This window comes from Sphingomonas immobilis (assembly GCF_030580995.1).
GTDB classification, from domain to species: domain Bacteria; phylum Pseudomonadota; class Alphaproteobacteria; order Sphingomonadales; family Sphingomonadaceae; genus Sphingomonas; species Sphingomonas immobilis.
Window position 1 is genome coordinate 283,027 of sequence record NZ_JAUQSZ010000003.1, and the last position, 21,459, is coordinate 304,485.

A 21,459-nucleotide genomic window follows, 5' to 3' on the forward strand; every position below is an offset into this window, starting at 1 on the left:
ATGGACGAGCCAATCGGCGCGCCCGTCGTTGATCCGGTGCCGCATCGCAGCGCGATCGCCCGGATTCCGACGGGCGCGAAAGTTTTTCTGATTCTGAGCGCGGCGTTGCTGCCGCTGGCGATCATCGCCTTTTTCGCGACGATACGGACGACGCAGATCGCCGACCAAGGCGCACGCGCGGCGCTGCGCATCGCCACCGCCGAGAGTGCGCGGAAAGTCTCCATCGAGCTTGTCGGCGACATGACCGCGCTGCGGGTGGCGTTGAGCGCGCTCGACGCCGACCCCGGCGACGCGCCGAGTTGCGCCCGCGCGACCGGCGTGTTCGCGCCGCAATCCGCTAACGGTGCGCGCTTCGTAGTCTCCGATGCGCGCGGCCAGCCGATCTGCGGCAGCGCTTTTTCCGCCGATGTCGCTCCGGCCACCCCGGCGGGTGAAGATCCGATCGCCGCGCGCGTAATCGAAGGGCGCGGCGTGACGTTGTCGATCCGCGGTGCGAGCGGGCGGACGCGCGCCGCCGCCTTCTTCCCCGCCACTCTCCTCGCCGACGTCGCACGACCGAGCGAATTCGCGCCCGATTACGAGGCGAAGCTGGTGCTGGGCACCGATTCGGTCTCGCTGTTCGAACTGCCCGAACGCGGCGTTCTCGACCGGCGCGAGACGATCCGGCTTGGCATCGGCATCGGTGGCCTGGTTTTGCAGACACGCGCATCGAGCGGCGAGATCACTTCGCCGCTGCTCGTCGCGATGCTGCTGCCGATCGTGATGTGGGCCGCGGCGGCGGGCATCGCGTGGTTCATCGTCGACCGGTTGCTGATCCGCCCGCTGCGCCGCCTGCGGCGTAGCGTCGCCGCCTATGTTCCCGGTGAAGAGATCGCGCTCGATACGATCAACGTGTTGCCCGCGCAGGAGATTCGTGAGCTCGGCGACACCTTCCGCACGATCAGCCGCACTGTCGCCGAACACGAGGCCGGCCTCGCGGAGGGACTGGTGCGTCAGACGAAGCTGACGCGCGAGGTGCATCACCGCGTGAAGAACAATTTGCAGGTCATCTCCAGCCTGATCAATTTCCACGCGCGCGGCGCGAAGAGCGCGGAGGCGACCGCCGCCTATGCCTCGATCCAGCGCCGGGTCGATGCGCTCGCCGTCGTCCATCGCCATCATTTCGCGGAGCTGGAAGAGAATCGCGGCCTGTCGTTGCGCTCGGTGATCGGCGAGCTTGCGTCGAACATCCGTGCGACGGCACCTGAGGGCACTGGCAAGCTCGGCATCGCGGTGGAGGTCGCGCCGCTTCTCGCCAGCCAGGATGTTGCGATCGCGATCAGCTTTCTGATCACAGAGCTCGTCGAACTGGCGATGACCTTCAGCCCGGCGGCGCAGGTGCGCGTCTCCATACGCGATGCCGACGTGCCCGATCGCGCGGTCGTCCGCGTGGCATCCCCGGCGCTGATCGAGACGGATGACCTGCGGCAGGTGATCACGGATCGCTACGGTCGCGTTACCGAGGGGCTCGCGCGACAGCTGCGTTCGAAGCTGCACTACGATCCGTTGGTCGGCGCCTACGAAATACAAATTCCGGTTTCGGGCCGCGACTAATTTTTTTGAGAAAAAATATCGAAAATTTCTCGTGGGGCCGGGAACCACTTTGGGCAGAGGCCGTTCTACACTTCGGATAGTGACCTTATGCCCCCCCGCTCTCGCTATCCAAGACATGGGACCGAACCTGCCGCCCTTCCCCCCCCCCCCCCGGCGCCAGGTTCGGTCCCAAAACTTTTCAGGCTCCTGAAATCCCCCACATTTTCGATTGATCTCATAAGCCGTTGCCGATGCGGAACGGACCACCGCGTCGATCATTGATCGCCTGCAAGGCTTTCAGGAGATCCCCAATGCGCAAATATATCGGACTGGTCCTCGTCGCCGGAGCGTTGCTCGTCAGCGCGTGCAACACGGTCGCCAAGACCGCTCACGACACGAAATAAGATCGGTTCGAGCGGCGTGGAACAGTCTTGCCGGGCGGGCGTTCCCCAGCCACCCGAAATCGGGTCACCAGCGTAACAAACCGAGAGGTTGTCATGAACAAATTGATTCTCCTCGCGCTCGCGGCCGGTGCCGCCATCGCGACGATTCCCGTGGCGGAGGCCCGCGACGGTTGCGGCCGGGGCTTCCATCGCGGTCCGGCCGGGCATTGCCGCCCGAACGGCTATGCGCGCGGCGGTCCCGTCGTGGTCGGCGGGCCCGGCGTGTCGCTGGTTGTCGGCAACTACTATCGTGGCAGGGGCTATTGGGATGGTCGCCGCTATTACCGCGAGCGCTATCGCCATCACGGCGGCTGGCGCTATCGCTGAGGCGCGCGCCTTACGAGGCTGGAAGGGCGGTGGTCGCAAGACCGCCGCCCTTTTCGTTGGCGATCAGGCGGCTTCGGTCTCGGCGGAGCGCTTGCGGCGGCCGCGTTCGGTAAACCAGATCGCAATCAGCGCGAGTTCGTAGAGCGCTACCAGCGGCACCGCGAGCATGATCATCGATCCGGCATCGGGCGGCGCCAGCACCAGCGCGATAGCGAAACAGCCGACGATTGCGTAGCGACGCGCGCCGATCAGTTGCTTGCGCGTCACCAGCCCAGCCCGCTCGACCAGCATCAGCACGACCGGCAGCAGGAACGAGATGCCGAAGGCAAACAGGAACTGCATCACGAAATCGAGATATTTGTCGACCGCCGGCAGCGCCGTCTGCTGAATGCCGCCGACATTGCCCTGATAGCTGAGCAGGAAATGCAGCGCGCCGGGGATCGCAACGAAATACGCTAGGCTCGCGCCCAGGACGAACAGGAACGGCGTCGCGATGAGAAACGGCAGCAGCGCGGCCTTTTCCTTGCGGTAGAGGCCGGGTGCTACGAACTGCCAGAGCTGGTTGGCGATGATCGGGAAGGAGATCATCAGCCCGGCGAAGAACGCCACCTTGATCTGGACGAAGAACGCCTCGAACAGACCGGTGTAGTAGATCTGCTTCTGCCCGGCGGCAATCAGCGGCTGGACGAGGAAGCCGAAGATCGGCTCCGCAAAAACGAAGCAGACGACGCACGCCAGCGCCAGCGCGCCAAGGCTGAACAGCAGGCGGCGGCGCAGCTCGACGATATGATCGAGCAGCGGCGCACGTGACGCATCGAGATCGTCGGCGGGCGCGTTCACGACTGCGCCTTGCCCGTATCTCCGGCCGCGGGTGCCTGTTCGGGCTCGGCGGGCGCGAGCGGGGCGGGCTCGACCGAGGGATGCGCGACCATCACCGGCGGACCATCCTCGCTATACGGCTCGTGGCCGATATCATGCTCAATCGCGCCATTCTCTAGAGCAGGCGCCGGCGGATGCTCGCGCATGATACGCGCATTCTCCTCCGCCCACTTCTTTTCCATTTCGTGCAGCTCGGCTTCGCGCACCATCGTGTCGAAGCCGCTGCGGAACTGCCCGGCGACGCCGCGCACCTTGCCGACCCAATAGCCGGCGACGCGCATCGCCTTGGGCAGATCCTTGGGCGGAATCACGACGATCGCGACGGTGCCCAGGATCAGAAGCTCCATCGGCGCAAAATCGAACATCGTGAAGCAGCCGCCCTAGTGCGCAAAGACCGCCTTAGCGGTCCTCGCCGACCTTCTCGCCCTGTGCGGTGAAGGCGGGCTCGGCCACCTTCTTCGCTTCGATACGGCTCGGCTCGCGGGCCGGCTCGTCCTCTTCGGCCATGCCCTTCTTGAACTGCTTGATGCCCTTGGCGACATCACCCATCATGTTCGAGAAACGGCCGCCACCGAGGATCAGGATCGCGATACCGCCGAAAATCAGCCAGTGGACGAGGCTAAAACTACCCATCACAAATCTCCCAGGAGTTGAGCCTATCTAGTCGCCTTCGTCGGCGTTTGCCACCTCGTTGATGTCCGTATCTTCGAGCGCGCTTTCGAAGGCGAGATCGACCGGATCGAGCAGCCCCGCAGCCTTGAGATCGTCGATTCCCGGCAGGTCGCGCCTGCTGGCGAGGCCGAAATGCGCGAGAAACTCCGGCGTCGTCGCGTACATCAACGGCCGGCCCGGCACCTCGCGCCGCCCGGCGGGGCGCACCCAGCCGGCTTCCATCAACACGTCGATCGTCCCCTTGGAAATCTGCACGCCGCGGATCGCCTCGATCTCCGCGCGAGTCGCGGGCTCGTGATAGGCGATGATCGCCAGCGTCTCGATGCCCGCGCGGCTGAGTTTTCGAGGCTCCTCGCGGTCGCGGCGGAGCAGGTGCGCCATGTCGGCCGCGGTCTGGAAATGCCAGCGCTCGCCGCGCCGCACGATCTCGATGCCACGCCCGGCATACTGGCCCTGCAGAGCCTCTAGCGCAGCGCGAACGTCAGCCTCCTGCCCGAGATGTGCGCGGATCGCGTCGAGCGTCAGCGGTTCGGTTGCGGCGAACAGGATCGCCTCTACCGCGCGAGTCAGGTCGTCCGGCGGCGTCACGAGGCTGGAACCTTGAGATACAGCGGCGCGAAGGGCGACTTCTGCTGGAGTTCGACCCGGCCTTGCCGCGCCAGTTCGAGCGCGGCGAGAAAGCTGGAGGCGAGCGCCGACTTACGGAAGATGCCGCTCGCCGCCTCGGGCAGGAAGCTCTCGATCGCGGTCCACTCGACGCTCGCGCCGACCAGCCGCGAGACGCGCTCCAGCGCCGCCTCCAGCGTCATCACCGGGCGATCGGCGACGATGTGCATCACCGGCCGGGTGCGCGCGTTGATCCGGCCATATGCGGCGATCAGATCGTAGATCTCCGCCTGCCACAGCGCCTTGCGCACCGTCCGCAGACCCTCGGGCGCGCCGCGCCGGAAGACGTCGCGGTCGATCCGGTCGCGCGCGATCAGCCGCGCCCCCGCCTCGCGCATCGCGTTCAGCCGTTCGAGCCGCAGTTGCAGGCGCAGCGCCAGTTCCTCGGGGCTTGGCTCGACCTCGGGATCGCGCGGCAGCAGCAGCCCCGATTTGAGGAAGGCGAGCCACGCCGCCATCACCAGATAATCCGCCGCGATCTCCAGCTTCAGCTCGCGCGCCTCCTCGATGAAGCGCAGATACTGATCGACCAGCGCGAGGATCGAAATCTCGCGCAGATCGACCTTCTGGTTGCGCGCCAGCGCCAGCAGCAGATCGAGCGGGCCCTCCCAGCCCTCGACCTCTACGGTGAGGGTATCGTCGTCGCTCACACGAGCGCCAGCAAAGCGTCGCGCTTGGCGATCAGTCCGGCGAAGTCCGCCTCTTGGCGCTTGTCCGCGACGCTCGCCATCGCGCGATCGAGCCGGTCGCGCGATTGCGGCGCCATGACGTCAAGGCGGCTGACGATCTCCTCCATCTCCTCCATCCGGCCCCAGCAATCGAGCACCAGATCGCATCCCGCCGCGATCGCACCCGCCGCCTTCTCGCCCGCCGTGCCCGATAGCGCCTTCATGTCGATATCGTCGGTCATCAGCAGTCCGTCGAAACCGATCTTTCCACGGATGACATCCGCGATGACGGTCGGCGACAGCGTCGCGGGCCGCTGGTTGTCCCAAGCGTCGAACACGATGTGCGTTGTCATTCCCATCGGTGCGTCATTCAGCGCGCGGAACGGCTCGAGGTCGATCTCCAGCTCAGCCTCGCCCGCCGTCACGCGCGGCAGTTCGAGGTGGCTGTCGACGAGTGCGCGGCCATGCCCCGGCATGTGCTTGACGACGCCGACCACGCCTGCACGCGCGAGGCCCTGCAGGATTGCCCGCCCCATCGCCGCGACGCGCATCGGCTCGTGCCCCAGCGCACGGCAGGTGATGATCTCGGCGGTGTCCGCCTGCGCAACATCGACGATGGGCCAGCAATCGACGGTAATGCCGACCTCGGCAAGCATCAGGCCGGTCGCATGGGCGTTGGCGCGCGCCGCCTCGATCGCGGAGATCGGCGCGATTTCGTAGAGCGCGTCGAAGGCCGGGCCGGCGGGAAACTCAGGCCATTCGGGCCCGCGCATCCGCGCCACGCGCCCGCCCTCCTGGTCGATCAGGATCGGCAGGTCGTCACGGCCCGTCATCGCGCGGAGATCGTCGGTCAGCGCGCGGACCTGCGCGCGCGTCTCGATATTGCGCCCGAACAGGATGTAGCCGGCGGGCTCGGCCGCCGTGAAGAACGCGCGTTCGTCAGGGGTGATGGCGGGGCCGGAGAGGCCGAAGATGACGGGCTTCATGGGAGCGGCATATCAGTGGGTCAACCCAACGCAAAACCGTTCTCCCGCGAAAGCGGGAGTCCAGTCACGAACGCTGCGCTGCTTGGCTCTGGGCCCCCGCTTTCGCGGGGGAATAGGTTGCGCTCAATCCTTTGCGACGAAACAGGCCTCGCCCGCGACCTTCATCTTGCCGCACAGTTCGCTCGCCTGCCCTGCGCTTCCGGCGTTGACGCGCAGGCGGTAGGTCGTGTGGCCGTTGACCTGCGCCGCCTGCACCGACTTGCCGAGCGAGGCGAGATAGATCAGCCGCTTCGAAATCTTGCCCCAGGCTTCGTTCGCCGCAGCCTCGGTCGGGAACGATCCGATCTGGACGAGCGCACCGCCGGACGTGCCCGACGCGATCGATGGGGTTGCCGTCTTCGCGGCGAGCTTGCCCGACGAGGGCGGCAGCGCGACGACGGCCTTGCTGGCGCCGGCACCTTCGGTCGTCGCGGGAGCCGCCTTGTGACCGGTGATCGGTGCCTCTGGCACACCCTTCAGATTGATCGATGCGTTCCCGTTGTGGGTGCCGTTGCTGGTGGCGATGGCGGTATCGCCTTCACCCTCGACCTTCATGCCGCCCGGCTCGTTGGGCTTGACCTTATAGTCGCCCTCCTGCGCAGCGATCATCGCGCCGTTGCCGTCCATGCCGGGGCCGGCGCGGAAATACTGGTAGCCGAAGATCGCCGCCGCCACGACCGCGAGCAGGCCGATGACGATGCCGACCACGGTCAGCGTCGAGGGGCCTTCGCGGTAATCGTCGTCGGCGGTTTCCAGCCAGGGCAGCCGATCGTCATCGGGGCCATCGGTCTCTACGCTACTCATCAGTTCATCTCCTGAACCGCCTCGACACCCATGATGGCGAGGCCGTTGCGGATGATCTGCCCTATCGCGTCGGCAAGGAAAAGACGCGCGCAGGTGACCGGCACGTTGTCCACGTTCAGGAAGCGCCGCTCGGGCCGGTCGTTGCCGGCATTCCAGAGGGAATGAAGTTCCGCCGCCAAGTCATAGAGATAGAATGCGATCCGGTGCGGCTCGCGTGCAGTGGCAGAGGTTTCGACGATACGCGGGAACTGGGCCGCGAGCTTCACCAGCGCAAGGTCTTCCGTTTCAAGCTGGGACAGATCGACCGCGCCGCACACGATTCCGGCCTCCGCCGCGCGCCGGTGTAGCGAGGCGATGCGGGCGTGCGCATATTGAACGTAGAAAACCGGATTTTCCTTCGACGCCTCGACCACCTTGGCGAAGTCGAAGTCCATCTGCGCATCGGCCTTGCGCGTGAGCATGGTGAAGCGCACCACGTCCTTACCGACTTCGCGTACGACATCAGCCAACGTCACGAAGTTTCCGGAACGCTTGGACATTTTGACGGGTTCGCCGGCGCGCAGCAGCTTGACCATCTGCACGAGCTTGACGTCGAAGCGCGTCTTGCCGCCGGTCAGCGCCGCCACCGCCGCGACGATCCGCTTGACGGTGCCGGCATGGTCCGCGCCCCAGATGTCGATCAGCGCATCGGCGGTCTGCGCCTTCTGGTAATGGTAAGCGAGGTCGGCGCCGAAATAGGTCCACTGCCCGTTAGACTTCTTGATCGGCCGGTCCTGATCGTCGCCGAACTGGGTCGAGCGGAACAGCGGCAGCACGACCGGCTCCCAGTCCTCGGGGGTCTCACCCTTCGGCGCCTCGAGCATGCCGTCATAGATCAGGCCCCGCGCGCGCAATTCGGCTTCCGCTGCTTCGGGCTTGCCCGCCGCCTGCAACTCCGCCTCCGACGAGAACAGGTCGTGATGAATGCCGAGCAGCGCGAGATCGCCCTTGATGAGCACGATCATTGCCGCAACGGCGGCCTTGCGGAACGGCACCAGCCATTCGCTCTCGGGCGCACCGACAAAGCGGTCTCCATATTCCTGTGTTAGCGCCTGCCCGACCGGCACGAGATAATCGCCCGGATACAGTCCCTCGGGGATCTCGCCGATATCCTCGCCGAGCGCCTCGCGGTAGCGCAGGTGGACCGAGCGCGCGAGCGTATCGACCTGCCCGCCCGCATCGTTGACGTAATATTCGCGGATGACCTTGTGCCCGGCGAACTCCAGCAGCGCGGCAAGCGCATCGCCCACCACCGCGCCGCGGCAATGCCCCATGTGCATCGGCCCCGTCGGATTGGCCGAGACGTACTCGACGTTAACGGTGATGCCCTTGCCTGTTTCCGAGCGCCCGTAATCGCCGCCCGCATCGCGGATCGCCGACAATTCCGCGCGCCAGGTATCGTCGTTCAGCCGCAGATTGATGAAGCCCGGCCCCGCGATCTCTACCGCATCGACCTCGTCGAGCGCACGCAGCCGTTCGGCGATCTTCTCCGCCAGCGCGCGCGGATTGGTGCCGGCGGGTTTGGCGAGGACCATAGCCGCGTTGGTGGCGAGATCGCCGTGGCTCGGATCGCGCGGGGGCTCGACCGTGACGGCGGCGCGGTTGAGCCCGGCGGGCAGAGCGCCCGCCGCGACGAGCGCATCGAGCGCCGCATCGAGATGCGCGGTGAAACGAGTGTAAAGGGTCATGGCGGGTCCGGTCGTCAGAAGCGAGCGCGGGCCTTAGCGGAATGCCGCTCGCGACTCAAACTGCGCCCCGAACGGGCAGGCCCCGCCCCCTGCCGCAGCAGGAGACGGGGCCACCTCTCTCCCCGAAGGATCAGAACGAGAAGCGCAGGCTCGCCTTGCCGCCGTTGTCGGTGCGGCCGCCGCCATGCCGACCCGAATAGGACAGGCCGAACGTAAGCCGGCTGGCGAGTTTCGCATCGAGGCCGAGATCGAGCGAGAGCTGGTCGCTCGCGATCGGCGTGCCCGTCACCGTGAACAGCGAGCCGCCCGCGAAGGAGAGCGATGCCGCCGGCAGCGTCTTGCTGGCGAGACGATAGCCGACGTCGCCCTTCAGGCGTACCGCGCTGCCGATCTTGGCGTCGACACGGATGCCGGCGGTGCCGACCACCCAGTCCTGCTTGCCCGAGCGGAGCGACAATGCCGCCGCGCCGCCGCGCTCGCCCGCCGCGTCGCCGTCGACGTTGACATAGGCGACGTTGACGAACGGCCCGAGCCCGCCGCCGGTCGGGAGCTGCCAGCGATAGGCGAGTTCGCCGAACACTTGCGCCACCTTGACCTTGTAGTTCGAGGCCAGCGAGTCGGTGAAGCCGGTGAAGGACGCCACGCGGTTCGCCTTGATGTCGCGCCAGGTATAGCCGCCGCCCAGGCTCGCGCTGAACTTGCCGTCGCCGTAACCACCGTAGACGCCGAGGTTGATGTCGTCGGCCGAAGCGTTCGAGACGCGGTCGGCGACGCGCAGCGTGCTGTTGGCATAACCGCCCATCAGGCCGAGGCGGAAGGCATCGCCGTGTACCACGTCATAGCCCAGGAAAATGCCGCCGATGTCGCGGGTCGATGCCGCGGCATTGAAGTTGGTCTGCGCATTGCCCCACGATCCGAAGGCGTGGCCCCAGACCGGCTCCGGCGGCGCATCGGTGCCCGCCTGCTGCAGGTGGCCGAGCATCGCCTCGCGAACGAAGCGGCTGTCCTCGAACGCCTGGCCGCGCACCGTGGCGTGGAGTTCGCCCGAGGTGGCGTCGAACGCCGCGCGTGCTTCCGCATCGGTCTGCAGGTTTACGATCGGGGTCCAGATCGGCCCGCTGCCGATGTCCGACCCGCCCGCCGAGGCGATCTGGTTGGGCGTCAGGCCCGCCGCCGCGAAGCGCCGCGTCTGCAGCGCCGACAGATAGACGTTCGTCGCGTCATACGTGTCGACGAGGTTGGAGAAGGCCGAGACGCGCAGGTCGCCGGTCAGCGTGACCTTGCCCGTCACCCCGCCCGCTGCCGTGATGATCGCATATTTCGAGCCGACCAGCACGCGCGTCGGAGCAGTGCGGGTGACGTTGACGACCGCGCCGGTGGCGACGGTGGCCGCACCGGTGGCGATGATGCGGTCGGACGAGGTCGTGTTCAGTTCGACCTGATAGGTCGCGCCGGCAGCCTGATTATAGTTGCCCGCCACATTGAGCGTGCCGATCGAGTTGCCGGGGGCGATCGTGCCGCCGGTCTGCACGTCGGTTGCGCCGACCGTGCCGCTGCCCTTCAGCGTGGCGCCGGTCCCGACGGTCACGGCCGAACCCGCGATCGAGCCATTGACGGCCAGCGTGCCGGCCGAAACCGTCGTCGGCCCGGTCATCGTGCTGGTGCCGCCGAGGATCAGCGTGCCCGCGCCGGTCTTCTCGACCGCAGCGGTGCCGGCGAGTGGCGTGTTGACCGTCGCCACCATGTTCGGCGCGGCGGTGCTTTCATCGCCGACGTTGAACTTCACGCTGGAGCCGGTCAGCTCAAGCCCGTCAGTGGCCGTGTTGCCGTTGATGATGTAACCGCCGACCTGGAAGTCGAGACCGGCGACCTTCACCTGGCCCATGCTGTTGTCGACGACGACCGTGCCGGGCGAACCCGCGAACACGATCTCCGCGCCCTGCGGCTGCGAATTGTCGGGGATGCCGTTGGCGCCGGTGAAGGTCGAGCGGTCGCTCGTCCATACGCCGTTGCCGCCCTGTACCACGCCATCCGCGCCGTGGCCCGCTGAGTCGCCGTCCCAATAGGCGCGCGGTGGAGTGCCGCCGGGGATCGGGATGACACCGCCGAAACCATCGAGATAGGCATAGCCTGCGTGGCCGCCGTACGGACAGTCGTTGGCGAGCAGCGACAGGATGAAGTCGTGACCGACGCGGCTCGACACGTCGATCGATTGCGTCAGCCAGTCGGTATAATACCAGCCCGAGTTCGACTGTGTGAACGTGCCCGAAGCCGCCGTGGCGGAGTTGAGGTTGTACGTGAACAGAACCTCATTGGTCGTCGCGTCGGTTAGCGTGATGATGAAAGCATCGGAATCGGTCGGGCCGTGCGAATCCTGCAAAACGGCCGCATATGCAAAGGCGATCTGACTGTCGGTATAGCCATTTACGCGCTGGCTGATCACTGACACGCTGTCGTTATTGACCGGGTTGTTGACCATCGCCGAATAGTTTCCGGCGTAGACCGTCCGCAGATTGTTGTCGGTGTACGCATCGAAGCCAGGCGTAGTCGTGACGACGACGCTCTGCGACGCATCATAGCGCGAACCACCGGGCAGATAGTCTGAAGCGACCGGATACGGTCCTCCCGTCCAGGTTCCGCCGCCTGTCGTCCAACCGTTGATAGTACCGTCCTCGAATCCACCGTTGACGAACGTCTGCGAATACGCCGGATTGGCAACGGCGATTGCCGCCACCGACGTGGCCAATGAAATCAAAAGCTTTTTCATGCTGTCCCCCGCACCCCTAACCACGAAAAATCGCGGTGGTGATTGTCTGTGCAGGACGATTAGAGTCGCTGCGCCGGAACAGTATTGTATAAAATCAGCATCTTCGGTTTCGCGACGATGGCTGTACCGTTTATAGATTGATCTCGATTATAGATTCTGCGGGGTCATCTTTGCCGACTATGCGGCATGTCCTTTGATTATAAACGGAAAATAGGGATTGGCGCGCAGCGTCGGCAAACAGCTCGGCTGCAACTTTAGAAGGTCGCGCGTAACGTTTTTTTAACACTCTTGCTGCGCGCAGCGGCGTGCGGCGGCAAGATTCTGACGCAACGACTCGGAAGGGCCAGTCCGGCCCGAACGCGGTTCGGGGATCAGAACCCGTCGGGCAGGTCGATCGGGCCGACGACCTCGCGGTAACGCGAAATGGCGTAACGGTCAGTCATGCCGGCGATGAAATCGGCGATGTGGCGGCTGCGGCGCGGCTCGTCGGGTGGCAGGCGCTCCGCCCAGCCCGCCGCCATCAGCGACGGATCGGCGCGATAGGCGGCGAACAGGCCGGCGACGATCCCTTCTGCCGCCTCCGCCGCCGCCAGTTGGCGCGGATGGTGATAGAGGTTGGCGTACATGAAGCGCTTTAATTCGCGCTCGGCCTCCGCCATTTCGGGCGAGAACACCGCCACGCAGCGCCCGGCCGCGCGCACGTCGTCGGCGTTCGCGAGCGCCAGCGTGTGCGCGGTCGCGGTGGTCGTCGCGATCAGATCGTTGACCATCGCGCCGATCTGGCTGCGGATCAGTTCGCCGATCAACCGCTCCGGCGCAATGCCCGGAAAGCGCGCGGTCACCCGTCCCCACCCGTTCGCGACCATCGGCACCGCCAGCAACTGGTCGAGCGTCAGCAGCCCCGCACGCAGGCCATCGTCGATATCGTGATTGTCATAGGCGATGTCGTCGGCGATCGCCGCGACCTGTGCCTCGAGCGAGGGCCAGTGCTCGATCGCGAGCGGAAAGGTCGCATTGGCCTCTGCCAGCGCCCAGCCAGGCGCGGAGACAGGCCCGTTGTGCTTCGCCAGCCCCTCCAGCGTCTCCCAGCCGAGGTTGAGCCCCGGCCAGCGCGGATAAGGGCTGTCGATCCACATCAAGGCGCGCAGCGTGTTGCCGTTGTGATCGAAACCGCCCTGCATCGCCAGCGCGGCCTGCAACGCGGCCTCGCCGGCATGGCCGAACGGCGGGTGACCAATATCATGCGCCAGCGCGAGCGCCTCGGTCAGATCCTCGTTGAGCCCGAGCGCGCGCGCGATCGTCCGCGCGATCTGCGCCACCTCCAGGCTGTGCGTCAGCCGCACGCGGAAATGGTCGCCATCAGGTGCCATGAACACCTGCGTCTTGTGGCGCAGGCGCCGGAAGCTGATCGAATGGATGATGCGATCGCGGTCGCGCTGGAAAGCGTCGCGCGGGCCGCGAAGATCGCCGCCCTCCTCATGATAGAGCCGTCCGCGCGTGGCGGCGGGATCGGCGGCGAGGTTTGCAAGGGGCCGAGTCATGCCGGAGGCGATACTCACTTGGACGGCAACTTGTCGACCTTTTGGCCCACCTCGCTGGTGAAGACGAAGCCCGACATACCCTTTTTGGTAAGCGTGTTGACGAAGGCCTGCGCCTCCGCCTGCGTGGCGAAGGGGCCGGTCAGCAGGCGGTTGGTCGCCTTGAGCGGCGTCGCATAAGCCTGCTTGCCCTTGAGCGTATCGCCACCCTGCCCTTGCTTGAGCTTGTCCCACGCCTTGGGCAGATCCTTGGCATTGGCGCCGCCCGACACCTGTACCCAGATGCGCGGGGTCTCCTTCGGCTTTTTCTTCTCGTCGGCGAGCTTCCTGGCGTCCGCTTTCCTGTCCGCGGCCTTCTTGTCCTTGGCATCGGCGAGCTTGGGATCGGCCTTCTTGTCGGCGCCCTTTTTGCCATCGGCGAGCTTCGCGTCGGTCTTCTTGTCGCCCGGCTTGCGGCCCTTTGCCGTCGTGTCGTCCGGCGCATCGGCATCGGCCAGCTTCTTGCCGCTTGCGGTTTTCTTCGCATCCGCCGCCTTGGCGTCGAGCCTCTTCGCGTCGGCGAGCTTCTTTTCGGGGATCTTCTTTTCTTCCGGCGCGGGCTTGGGCTCGGCCGGTTTCTTCGCCGTGGCGACCGGCTTGGGCTGCACCGCCACAACCGGCGCAGGCTCCGTCCGCGCAACGATCGGCTCTGGCGCGGGTTCGGGCCTGGCGCGGGCGGGCGCGTTCACGCCCAGTTCGGACGCGGGCACGCCGATCCCCGCGATGATCGAGGAAAGAATCGAATCCTCGCTCCGCACCGGCGCGACAGCGGCAACCTCGACGGGCGGCGGCGCGGGTGCCGCCGCGACGGGTTCGGGCGAGAAGCCGGGTTGAGCAGCGGCGGACACGGGCGGCGTAACCGCAGCGGCCGTCTGGGCAGGCGGCGGGGCGATCGGGGCGGCTGGCTGCGGCGTCTGCACGGCGGGCGTCGATGCCGCCGCGACGGGGACCACGACGCTGGTCTCGGGGCGCACCTCCGCGGGTACGGGCGCCACCACTTGCTGCGTGACGGGCGCAGGCGTCACCGCCCAAACCTCGGGCTTCGGTTCCGGCTTCGGCGGCAGCGCGGCGATCTCGATGCGCGTCGGAACCTGCGGGGCCGTCTTCACGACCTCGACAGGCTTCGGCGCGGGGGTGGCAGCGACGGGTGCGGCCGTGAACATTGTCCGCGACGGGGACGGCTCTGTCTTGAGCACTGCCTGCGGCGCAGGCACGGCAAGCGGCTGACGCGAGGGCACGACCGTCGCGACCTCGACCGGCGGCTTCGCGGTGGGCTGCGCGACGGGCGCACCCGGCTGGCGGGTTGGCAATTGCTGGACGAAGAAATTGCCCCCGGCCGGCACCGGCGGGCGATACGGGTCCGGTTGCCGGTAGCTATCGGCACGCTCGACATAGGCGGGCGGCGGCGGCAGCGGCGGCGGGCCCGGCGGCGCGGCGGACTGGAACGACAGTTCGGCGCGGTCCTTGCGCCCGCGCCGGGGGCGCGACGTGCGATCGTCGCGCACCTTCTCTTCGCGCGGCTTCACCTTCAGTGCCGCCACCTGCGTCCGCGCATCGGGATCGGGGCCGAGCGGCGGCAGTTGCGGCACCTGCCGCGCGTCGATGATGCGCTCCGGCGTGGGCCGAATCTCGCCGAAATGCACCGCGAAGGCGCGATCGATCTTGGACAGCGACGGAAGGCGCTCGAAGAAAGGATGCAGGCCCTGCGCCATTCCCGCCGGCATCATCGTCGTCGCGATCTTGTCCGCGCCCGATTGATCTCCGCCCATCGCCAGCACAAAGGCGCGCACCCGCCACGCCGCCCGGTCGCTTTTGCGCAGCAACGGATCGAGCAGCGCCAGCGCCTCCTCGCGCTTGCCGCCGATGCCGAGCGAGAGCGCGTAGCGGCGCGTCGTCTCGTCGCTCGCCCCGGCCTTCAGCGCGAGGCGATAGTCGCGCTGTGCCCGCTCCTGCTCGCCGATCAGATCGTAGGCGAGGCCGCGGTCGGCGGCGAAATCAGCGACGCGCCCGCCCATCCCCTCCGCCTCGTTGAAACGGCGCAGCGCCTCGCCCGGCCGCTCGCCGCTGACGAGCAAGCTGCCGAGCCCGGCCTTGATGCGGGCGTTGCGCGGATCGATCCGCTCGGCGCGCGCGAAGAAGCGCGACGCCGCGGTCGGATCGCCCAGCCGCAGCGCGAGTTCGCCGGCGCGGATCAGCGCCTCCAGATCCTGCGGGTTGGTCGCCAGCGCGCGCATCTGATCGGCGAGCGAATCGGCGTCGGAGCGCGGCGGCGGGGCCGGCGTGTAATAGGGGTTCTGCGCGAGCGCGGGGACGGAGAGCAAGGCTGCGGCGGACGCGGCCAGAAGAAGCGGGATACGGCGCATTGTCAGCAACCCTTGCACCCAACGCGCCTCAACGGGAAGTGGCTAGCGGCACGTGGATGCGCCAGATCGATACGTCGCGGCGACGAGGATGCGCGGCCACATCCACCCCGGCCTCCGCCGGGGTGGATGCATCCAGGTTACTGGTTGTTCTGGCGGTGCAGGAAACGCGGGATTTCGACCGCGTCCTTGTCGGCCGGGGCCTCGTCCTCGCGCGCGGCATTGCGCGACACGCTCGACATGCGCTCGAACAAGGTGCCGCCCAGCTTCACGCGCGGCGCAGGCGCTACGGGTTCGGGCGCAGGTTCCGCCTCTGCCGCGGGCGATCCGCCCGACAGCCAGCGGCGCTTGACGGGAGCCTCGGGAACAACCTCCGCGGCGGGCTCATCGTCGCCGAACACCAAAGGCTTGGGCGCGGGTGCCACCTCGGATTCGCTGCCAAGTACGAGTTCGTCGGCATCGGCCGCCGCAATCGGCAGCGGTTCGTCGGCGACTGGCGTTTCTTCCGCAACCGGCGCGGGCTCGGCGGCGGCTTCGGGCTCCGCCGCAACCGGCTCGGGCGCCGCTACCGGAGCGGGCGCGGGTTCGGCTGCCTTGGGTGCGCTGAAGCTGAAGGCGCGGGTCGGCGCGGGTGCCGCCACCGCCGGCTGCGCATCCGCCTCGATGCCGGTCGCGACGACCGACACGCGGATCTTGCCCTCGAGATCGGGATTGAACGCCGAACCCCAGATGATGTTCGCATCCTCGTCGACCAGCTCGCGGATGTGGTTCGCGGCCTCGTCGACTTCGAGCAGGCGCATGTCGTCGCCGCCGGTGATCGAGACGATTACGCCCTTCGCGCCCTTCATCGACACGCCGTCGAGCAGCGGATTGGCGATCGCCTTGGACGCGGCTTCGATGGCGCGGTTGTCGCCCTCGGCCTCGCCGGTGCCCATCATCGCCTTGCCCATCTCCTGCATCACCGAGCGGACGTCGGCGAAATCGAGGTTGATGAGGCCGGGCATCACCATCAGATCGGTGATGCCGCGCACGCCCTGCTGCAGCACCTCGTCCGCCATCTCGAACGCTTCCTTGAAGGTCGTGTTGGCGTTGGCGACCAGGAAGAGGTTCTGGTTGGGAATGACGATCAGGGTGTCGACGTACTTCTGCAGTTCCTCGATGCCGGCTTCCGCGCTCTTGGCGCGGCGATTGCCCTCGAAGGCGAACGGCTTGGTGACGACGCCGACGGTCAGGATGCCCATGTCGCGCGCGGCCTTGGCGATGACGGGCGCGGCGCCGGTGCCGGTGCCGCCGCCCATGCCGGCGGCGATGAAGCACATGTGCGCGCCCTGCAGCATCTTGGCGACGCTATCGATCGTCTCCTCGGCGGCGGCGCGGCCGATCTCGGGGCGGCTGCCCGCGCCGAGCCCCTGCGTGATCTTCGCGCCGAGCTGGATCTTGTGGCTTGCGGTCGACTGCTTGAGCGCCTGCGAGTCCGTGTTCGCGACGAAGAAATCCACCCCCTGGACGTCCGCGCGCATCATGTTCGCGATCGCGTTGCCGCCGGCCCCGCCGACGCCGATCACGGCGATCCGCGGCGTGAGTTCGTCGACTTCGGGCGCAAGAAATTCGATGCTCATCTTCGCTTCTCCACCGCGCCTCCCCCAAACGAACTTCGGCGCGTCTATGATTAACTATCCTGCACTATCGGTCGGCGCTGTTCCAGCGGGAATGACGCCGACCGTCGTATTTCCTTAATAATTCGCCCTGGCGGCGGCGACGATCCGGCGGAACAGCCCGAAGCCCTTGGGCCGGTGGACGGTCTGCCCCGCGCGCGACAGCGAGCGCAGATCGATGGGATCGGTCGCCGCGTAGAAAGCGAGCCCCGCCAGCGTCGCGAAGGCCGGGCCCGAATGCGCCTCGGGCAGCGCGGAGAGGCCGCGCGGCTTGCCGATCCGCACCGATCGGCCGAGCGCAGCCTGCGCGTAATCGGCGATGCCGTTCAGGTCCGCGCCGCCGCCCGTCAGCACGACCTGCCGCCCGACCGGCCCCTCGAACTTGAGATCGACCAGTGCCTTTCGGATCTCGGCGATCAGATGATCGAGCCGCTGGCGGATCACCGCGATCAGTTGCGCCTTGGTGATGCGCGTGCCCTCGCCGGCATCCTCCTCGCCGGAAATCGGCGAGACGTCGATCATCTCGTGATTGTCGCGCGGGCTCGTGTTGGCCGAGCCATGCACACACTTTACCCGCTCCGCCTGCGCGCGGCGCATGCCGAAGGCGGAGGCGATGTCGTCGGTAATGTCGGCCGCCCCGACCGGGATCGAGGTCAGCCCGACCAGCATGCCGCCCGCGAACAGCGAAACGTTGGTGATGCCCGCGCCCATCTCGACCAGCGCCACGCCGAGCTCGCGCTCCTCTTCCGAAAGGCACGCCATGCCCGTCGCGACCGGCGATGCGATGATCGATTTCACCTCGAGATGCGCATTCGCCACGCAAAGCCCAAGGTTGCGCACCGGCGAGCCATCCGCCGCGACGACATGGATATGCACGCCGAGCCGGTCGGCATGCAGCCCGAGCGGCCGCTTCACCCCCGTGAGCCCGTCGAGCGTATAGAGCGCCGGCTGCGCGTGCAGCACGATGCGCCCGGCAGGATCGATCGACTCGCGCCCGGCCTGCAGCAGCGCATCGATGTCCGACTGTTCGACGCGGTGCCCACCCAGCTCGAACTCGACCGAGGCGACGTCGGACACGAGGCCACCCGCCGAGAAGCTGACCCAGACATTCTCGATATTGGTGCCCGCGATCCGCTCGGCCTGCTCGACCGCCTCGCGCACCGCCGCCTCGGTCGCGGCGGCATCGGCGATATAGCCGCGCTTGACGCCGCGGCTCTCGCGCTGGCCGGTGCCGAGCACGATCAGTTCGCCGCCGTCGCCCTTCTGCGCGATCATCGCCGAAACCTTCGACGATCCGATATCGAGCGCGGTGATCAGTCCTTCCGGTGCCATCTTCGCCATTACGCCTACCCCTGCCCTGCCGTAACCTTGCGCTTGCCCGCCGCCGACGGCGTCTGCGGCTTGATCTCCTCTTCGGAGGTGTCGCGACCCGCAATATCGCCGGATTTACGCGCCACCAACCTAGTAGGATCCCGCATGTCGAAGCGGATCCAGCCCTTGTTGAGCAAAGGCTGCACGCCGTCCATCTCCGCAAACTTGACCAGCGCCCGCGCCGCCGCATCCTCGCCCTCGGGCAGGACGAGCGTCTCGCCGGTCTCGAATGTCAGGTTCCAGCGGCGATTGCCTACCCAGGTCGCCGCCTTCACCATCGGCTTCAGCGCCGGGGCTGCATCGAGCAGCTTCTTGTAGGCATCATTCTGTTCGTTGGCATGCTCGCCGATCACCAACGGCAGATCGGGCATCGCATCGGCGCGCACCGGCTCCAGATACGTTCCGTTCGCGGAAATCAGCGCGAGATGGCCCTGGTTCTGCCAGATCGCCGCCGGCGTCCGCTCGACGATATGGACGAGGAGCGTATCGGGCAGCCGCCGCGACACGTGCGCATCCTCGATCCACCCGCTATGCGCCACCAGCCGCTCCCGCGTGCTTTCGAGGTTGACGAGCGGCATCGCCAGCGACGGCTGTTCGAGCGCGATCTTGTAGATCGTGTCCTGATCCATCCGGTTGAGCCCGGTGATCTGCACGTTGTTGATGCGAAAACCCGCCTCGCCGATCCCCTCGCCCACCGCCTGGCCGACCGCACCGGGGATGCCCATCCACACTGCCATCGCCAGTACGCCCGCGCACACCGCGCCGACGATCGTCCACGATGCGATCCGCGTCAGCATCTCCTCGCTGATCGGTAGCCTGGCGATGATGCGGTCGATGATCGACTGGCGCGGTTGCTTGCGCCGCTTCTGCTGGACGGGCCGCCGCGCGGTGCCGCGCTTGATCGTGCGGCTCATGCAAGCGCCTCCCCAAGCGCTTCGTCCACGATCTTCTGCACCAGTTCGGCATAGCTCATGCCGATATGTTTCGCCTGTTCGGGCACGAGGCTCAAGGGGGTCATGCCGGGTTGCGTGTTGACCTCCAGCAGGAACAGCCCGTCGACCCCGCGCTCGTCGTCCCAGCGGAAATCGGAGCGCGACGCGCCCTTGCAGCCGAGCACGCGGTGCGCATCGAGCGCGATGCGCTTGCAGGCGTCGGCGACATCGTCGGGGATCTGCGCGGGGCAGACGTGTTCGGTCAGGCCGTCGGTGTATTTCGCGTCGAAATCGTACCAGCCGTTCTTGGGCTTGAGCTCGGTCACGCCGAGCGCCTCGCCACCCAGCACCGCCGTCGTCAGCTCGCGGCCGCGAATGTACGGCTCGGCGAGCAATTCCTCGAATTCCTGCCACGGCCCCGCTGCGCCGCGGGCGATGGGATTGCCGTAATTGCCGTCGTTCGTCACGATCGCGACGCCGACCGACGAGCCTTCGTTGACGGGCTTGAGCACATAGGGGCGCGGCAGCGGATCGCCTGCATACAGGCTCTCGGACTTGACGATCCGCCCGCCCGGCATCGGGATGCCTGCGGGCACGAGCAGCAACTTGGTCAGTTGCTTGTCGATCGCGATCACCGAAGTGGCGAGGCCGCTGTGCGTGTATTTCAGCCCCATCAGGTCGAGCAGGCCCTGCACCGTGCCGTCCTCGCCCGGCGTGCCGTGCAGCGCGTTGAAGACGATGTCGGGCTGCGCGGCGGCGAGCTTCGCGGCGACGTCGCGCGCCATGTCGATGCGCGTGACGCGGTGCCCGCGCGATTCCAGCGCGTCGGCCACGCCGTTCCCCGACATGAGCGAAACCTCACGCTCGGACGACCAGCCGCCCATGAGGACCGCGACGTGGAGGGAGGTGCTCATGCAAAACATCCGTTCGGGCTGAGCTTGTCGAAGCCCTGCCCTTCTTCTGCCACCGTCGAAAAGAAAGGCAGCCCTTCGACAAGCTCAGGGCGAACGGAATTGGGGATCACCATCACGCCTTCACCCCCACCCGCTGGATTTCCCACTCCAGCGTCACGCCCGAATGCGCCTTCACCTTCTCGATCACCTCATCACCCAAAGCCTCGATATCCGCGCTCGTGGCGGAGCCGAGGTTCAGAAGGAAATTGCAATGTTTCTCGCTGACCTGCGCGTCGCCCTTGCGCAGGCCCCGGCATCCGGCGGCGTCGATCAGCGCCCACGCCTTGAGACCTGCCGGGTTCTTGAAAGTAGAGCCGCCGGTCTTGGAACGCAGCGGCTGCGACGCCTCGCGCTCGGCGGCGATGCGATCCATCTCGGCCTGGATCGCTTGTGCCTCGCCAGGCTCGCCCCGAAACGTCGCCGACACCACCACCGCGCCCTCGGGCAGTTCGCTGTGCCGATAGGTATAGCCGAGTTCATCCAGCGTCAGCATCGCCCGCGTGCCGTCGCGCAGCACCACGTCGCACTCCACCAGCACGTCTTTCACTTCGCGCCCATAGGCCCCGCCGTTCATCCGCACGAAGCCGCCGACCGTGCCGGGGATCGAGCGCAGGAACTCGACGCCTGCAATCCCCGCATCGCGGGCCTTCGACGAGACGAGGATACCCGATGCTCCGCCGCCGCACCTGAGTGTCGTCGCATCGACCTGCTCGACGCCCGCGAAAGCCTTGCCCAACCGCACCACCACGCCCGGCCAGCCGCCGTCGCGTACGATCATGTTCGATCCCAGCCCCAGCGCCAACAGGGGGTAATCCGGACTGATGTCCGCCATGAAAATCGCGAGATCTTCGACGTCGGCGGGCTCGAACAATATGTTCGCCGCGCCGCCGCTCTTGAACCAGACGAGAGGAGCGAGCGGAGCGCCTGCCGTAACGCGTCCACGCGGCGGGTGCTGGCGAGAGATGCGCACCGTGTTCATCGACCGCCCCCTACCCCGTTCGTGCTGAGCGAAGTCGAAGCACGTGCGGCGAGCGAAGCGCCCGTGACACGTCCTTCGACTT

Annotated in this window: 18 protein-coding genes; 2 read left to right on the forward strand and 16 right to left on the reverse strand. The window is 67.0% G+C overall.

All coding sequences use genetic code 11. The annotated features are described in order from the left end of the window. Together Q5H94_RS06650 and Q5H94_RS06655 are read left to right on the forward strand one after the other, a co-directional pair. Complete coding sequence (locus Q5H94_RS06650; protein ID WP_304560451.1) at positions 1–1,593, forward strand: sensor histidine kinase; 1,593 nt, start codon at positions 1–3, stop codon at positions 1,591–1,593. Between the two features lie 476 nt (positions 1,594–2,069). Continuing rightward, a complete protein-coding gene (locus Q5H94_RS06655) occupies positions 2,070–2,342 on the forward strand; it encodes a GCG_CRPN prefix-to-repeats domain-containing protein (RefSeq protein ID WP_304560452.1) in 273 nt (90 codons plus the stop codon). Positions 2,343–2,405: 63 nt separating this feature from the next. Here Q5H94_RS06655 and tatC read toward each other — a convergent pair whose 3' ends face one another. The 16 genes from tatC to murB form a co-directional block, all read right to left on the reverse strand. Further along, positions 2,406–3,182 (reverse strand): twin-arginine translocase subunit TatC, encoded by a 777-nt coding sequence (gene tatC, locus Q5H94_RS06660; protein WP_304560453.1) that lies wholly within the window; start codon positions 3,180–3,182, stop codon positions 2,406–2,408. Further along, positions 3,179–3,586, reverse strand: a complete 408-nt coding sequence (locus tag Q5H94_RS06665) for a Sec-independent protein translocase family protein (RefSeq protein ID WP_304560454.1) — start codon at positions 3,584–3,586, stop codon at positions 3,179–3,181. The genes tatC and Q5H94_RS06665 overlap by 4 nt, the downstream gene beginning before the upstream one ends. Before the next feature lie 34 nt (positions 3,587–3,620). Further along, positions 3,621–3,854 carry a twin-arginine translocase TatA/TatE family subunit gene (locus Q5H94_RS06670; RefSeq protein WP_304560455.1) on the reverse strand — a complete coding sequence of 78 codons (234 nt, stop codon included), beginning with the start codon at positions 3,852–3,854 and terminating at the stop codon, positions 3,621–3,623. A gap of 27 nt (positions 3,855–3,881) precedes the next feature. After that, the gene (gene scpB, locus Q5H94_RS06675) at positions 3,882–4,481 is read right to left on the reverse strand and encodes an SMC-Scp complex subunit ScpB (protein ID WP_304560456.1); all 600 of its coding nucleotides are present in this window, start codon (positions 4,479–4,481) and stop codon (positions 3,882–3,884) included. Continuing rightward, the gene (locus tag Q5H94_RS06680; protein WP_304560457.1) at positions 4,478–5,209 is read right to left on the reverse strand and encodes a segregation and condensation protein A; all 732 of its coding nucleotides are present in this window, start codon (positions 5,207–5,209) and stop codon (positions 4,478–4,480) included. The genes scpB and Q5H94_RS06680 overlap by 4 nt, the downstream gene beginning before the upstream one ends. After that, positions 5,206–6,213, reverse strand: a complete 1,008-nt coding sequence (locus Q5H94_RS06685) for a glycoside hydrolase family 3 N-terminal domain-containing protein (RefSeq protein WP_304560458.1) — start codon at positions 6,211–6,213, stop codon at positions 5,206–5,208. Before Q5H94_RS06685 ends, Q5H94_RS06680 begins: the two co-directional genes overlap by 4 nt. A gap of 123 nt (positions 6,214–6,336) precedes the next feature. Then, a complete protein-coding gene (locus tag Q5H94_RS06690; protein WP_304560459.1) occupies positions 6,337–7,056 on the reverse strand; it encodes an SPOR domain-containing protein in 720 nt (239 codons plus the stop codon). After that, on the reverse strand, positions 7,056–8,783 hold the full coding sequence (argS, locus tag Q5H94_RS06695) for an arginine--tRNA ligase (protein WP_304560460.1): 1,728 nt from the start codon (positions 8,781–8,783) through the stop codon (positions 7,056–7,058). Before argS ends, Q5H94_RS06690 begins: the two co-directional genes overlap by 1 nt. A 130-nt stretch (positions 8,784–8,913) precedes the next feature. Further along, complete coding sequence (locus Q5H94_RS06700) at positions 8,914–11,550, reverse strand: autotransporter outer membrane beta-barrel domain-containing protein (RefSeq protein WP_304560461.1); 2,637 nt, start codon at positions 11,548–11,550, stop codon at positions 8,914–8,916. Positions 11,551–11,921: 371 nt separating this feature from the next. Beyond that, a complete protein-coding gene (locus Q5H94_RS06705) occupies positions 11,922–13,091 on the reverse strand; it encodes a deoxyguanosinetriphosphate triphosphohydrolase (RefSeq protein ID WP_304560462.1) in 1,170 nt (389 codons plus the stop codon). Between the two features lie 14 nt (positions 13,092–13,105). Further along, positions 13,106–15,490: an SPOR domain-containing protein gene (locus Q5H94_RS06710; RefSeq protein WP_304560463.1), complete on the reverse strand. Its 2,385-nt coding sequence runs from the start codon at positions 15,488–15,490 to the stop codon at positions 13,106–13,108. A gap of 137 nt (positions 15,491–15,627) precedes the next feature. Beyond that, positions 15,628–17,106, reverse strand: coding sequence for a cell division protein FtsZ (gene ftsZ / locus Q5H94_RS06715; protein ID WP_304560464.1), 1,479 nt, complete (start codon positions 17,104–17,106; stop codon positions 15,628–15,630). A 114-nt stretch (positions 17,107–17,220) separates the two neighbouring features. Further along, entirely contained in the window at positions 17,221–18,483 is a 1,263-nt protein-coding gene (gene ftsA, locus Q5H94_RS06720) for a cell division protein FtsA (protein WP_304560465.1), read from the reverse strand. 5 nt (positions 18,484–18,488) lie between these two features. Beyond that, positions 18,489–19,427 (reverse strand): cell division protein FtsQ/DivIB, encoded by a 939-nt coding sequence (locus tag Q5H94_RS06725; RefSeq protein ID WP_304560466.1) that lies wholly within the window; start codon positions 19,425–19,427, stop codon positions 18,489–18,491. Then, the gene (locus tag Q5H94_RS06730; protein WP_304560467.1) at positions 19,424–20,359 is read right to left on the reverse strand and encodes a D-alanine--D-alanine ligase; all 936 of its coding nucleotides are present in this window, start codon (positions 20,357–20,359) and stop codon (positions 19,424–19,426) included. The genes Q5H94_RS06725 and Q5H94_RS06730 overlap by 4 nt, the downstream gene beginning before the upstream one ends. Before the next feature lie 112 nt (positions 20,360–20,471). After that, entirely contained in the window at positions 20,472–21,377 is a 906-nt protein-coding gene (murB, locus tag Q5H94_RS06735; RefSeq protein ID WP_304560468.1) for a UDP-N-acetylmuramate dehydrogenase, read from the reverse strand. Positions 21,378–21,459 lie beyond the last annotated feature (82 nt).

What these genes read in the sequence shown, in the direction of transcription:
- Q5H94_RS06650 (WP_304560451.1), top strand. Translation starts at nt 1, where the DNA reads ATGGACGAGCCAATCGGCGCGCCCGTCGTTGATCCGGTGCCGCATCGC.
- Q5H94_RS06710 (WP_304560463.1), bottom strand. Translation starts at nt 15,490, where the DNA reads ATGCGCCGTATCCCGCTTCTTCTGGCCGCGTCCGCCGCAGCCTTGCTC.
- argS (WP_304560460.1), bottom strand. Translation starts at nt 8,783, where the DNA reads ATGACCCTTTACACTCGTTTCACCGCGCATCTCGATGCGGCGCTCGAT.
- Q5H94_RS06690 (WP_304560459.1), bottom strand. Translation starts at nt 7,056, where the DNA reads ATGAGTAGCGTAGAGACCGATGGCCCCGATGACGATCGGCTGCCCTGG.
- Q5H94_RS06655 (WP_304560452.1), top strand. Translation starts at nt 2,070, where the DNA reads ATGAACAAATTGATTCTCCTCGCGCTCGCGGCCGGTGCCGCCATCGCG.
- ftsA (WP_304560465.1), bottom strand. Translation starts at nt 18,483, where the DNA reads ATGGCGAAGATGGCACCGGAAGGACTGATCACCGCGCTCGATATCGGA.
- Q5H94_RS06725 (WP_304560466.1), bottom strand. Translation starts at nt 19,427, where the DNA reads ATGAGCCGCACGATCAAGCGCGGCACCGCGCGGCGGCCCGTCCAGCAG.
- ftsZ (WP_304560464.1), bottom strand. Translation starts at nt 17,106, where the DNA reads ATGAGCATCGAATTTCTTGCGCCCGAAGTCGACGAACTCACGCCGCGG.
- Q5H94_RS06670 (WP_304560455.1), bottom strand. Translation starts at nt 3,854, where the DNA reads ATGGGTAGTTTTAGCCTCGTCCACTGGCTGATTTTCGGCGGTATCGCG.
- Q5H94_RS06705 (WP_304560462.1), bottom strand. Translation starts at nt 13,091, where the DNA reads ATGACTCGGCCCCTTGCAAACCTCGCCGCCGATCCCGCCGCCACGCGC.
- murB (WP_304560468.1), bottom strand. Translation starts at nt 21,377, where the DNA reads ATGAACACGGTGCGCATCTCTCGCCAGCACCCGCCGCGTGGACGCGTT.
- Q5H94_RS06685 (WP_304560458.1), bottom strand. Translation starts at nt 6,213, where the DNA reads ATGAAGCCCGTCATCTTCGGCCTCTCCGGCCCCGCCATCACCCCTGAC.
- Q5H94_RS06700 (WP_304560461.1), bottom strand. Translation starts at nt 11,550, where the DNA reads ATGAAAAAGCTTTTGATTTCATTGGCCACGTCGGTGGCGGCAATCGCC.
- Q5H94_RS06730 (WP_304560467.1), bottom strand. Translation starts at nt 20,359, where the DNA reads ATGAGCACCTCCCTCCACGTCGCGGTCCTCATGGGCGGCTGGTCGTCC.
- Q5H94_RS06665 (WP_304560454.1), bottom strand. Translation starts at nt 3,586, where the DNA reads ATGTTCGATTTTGCGCCGATGGAGCTTCTGATCCTGGGCACCGTCGCG.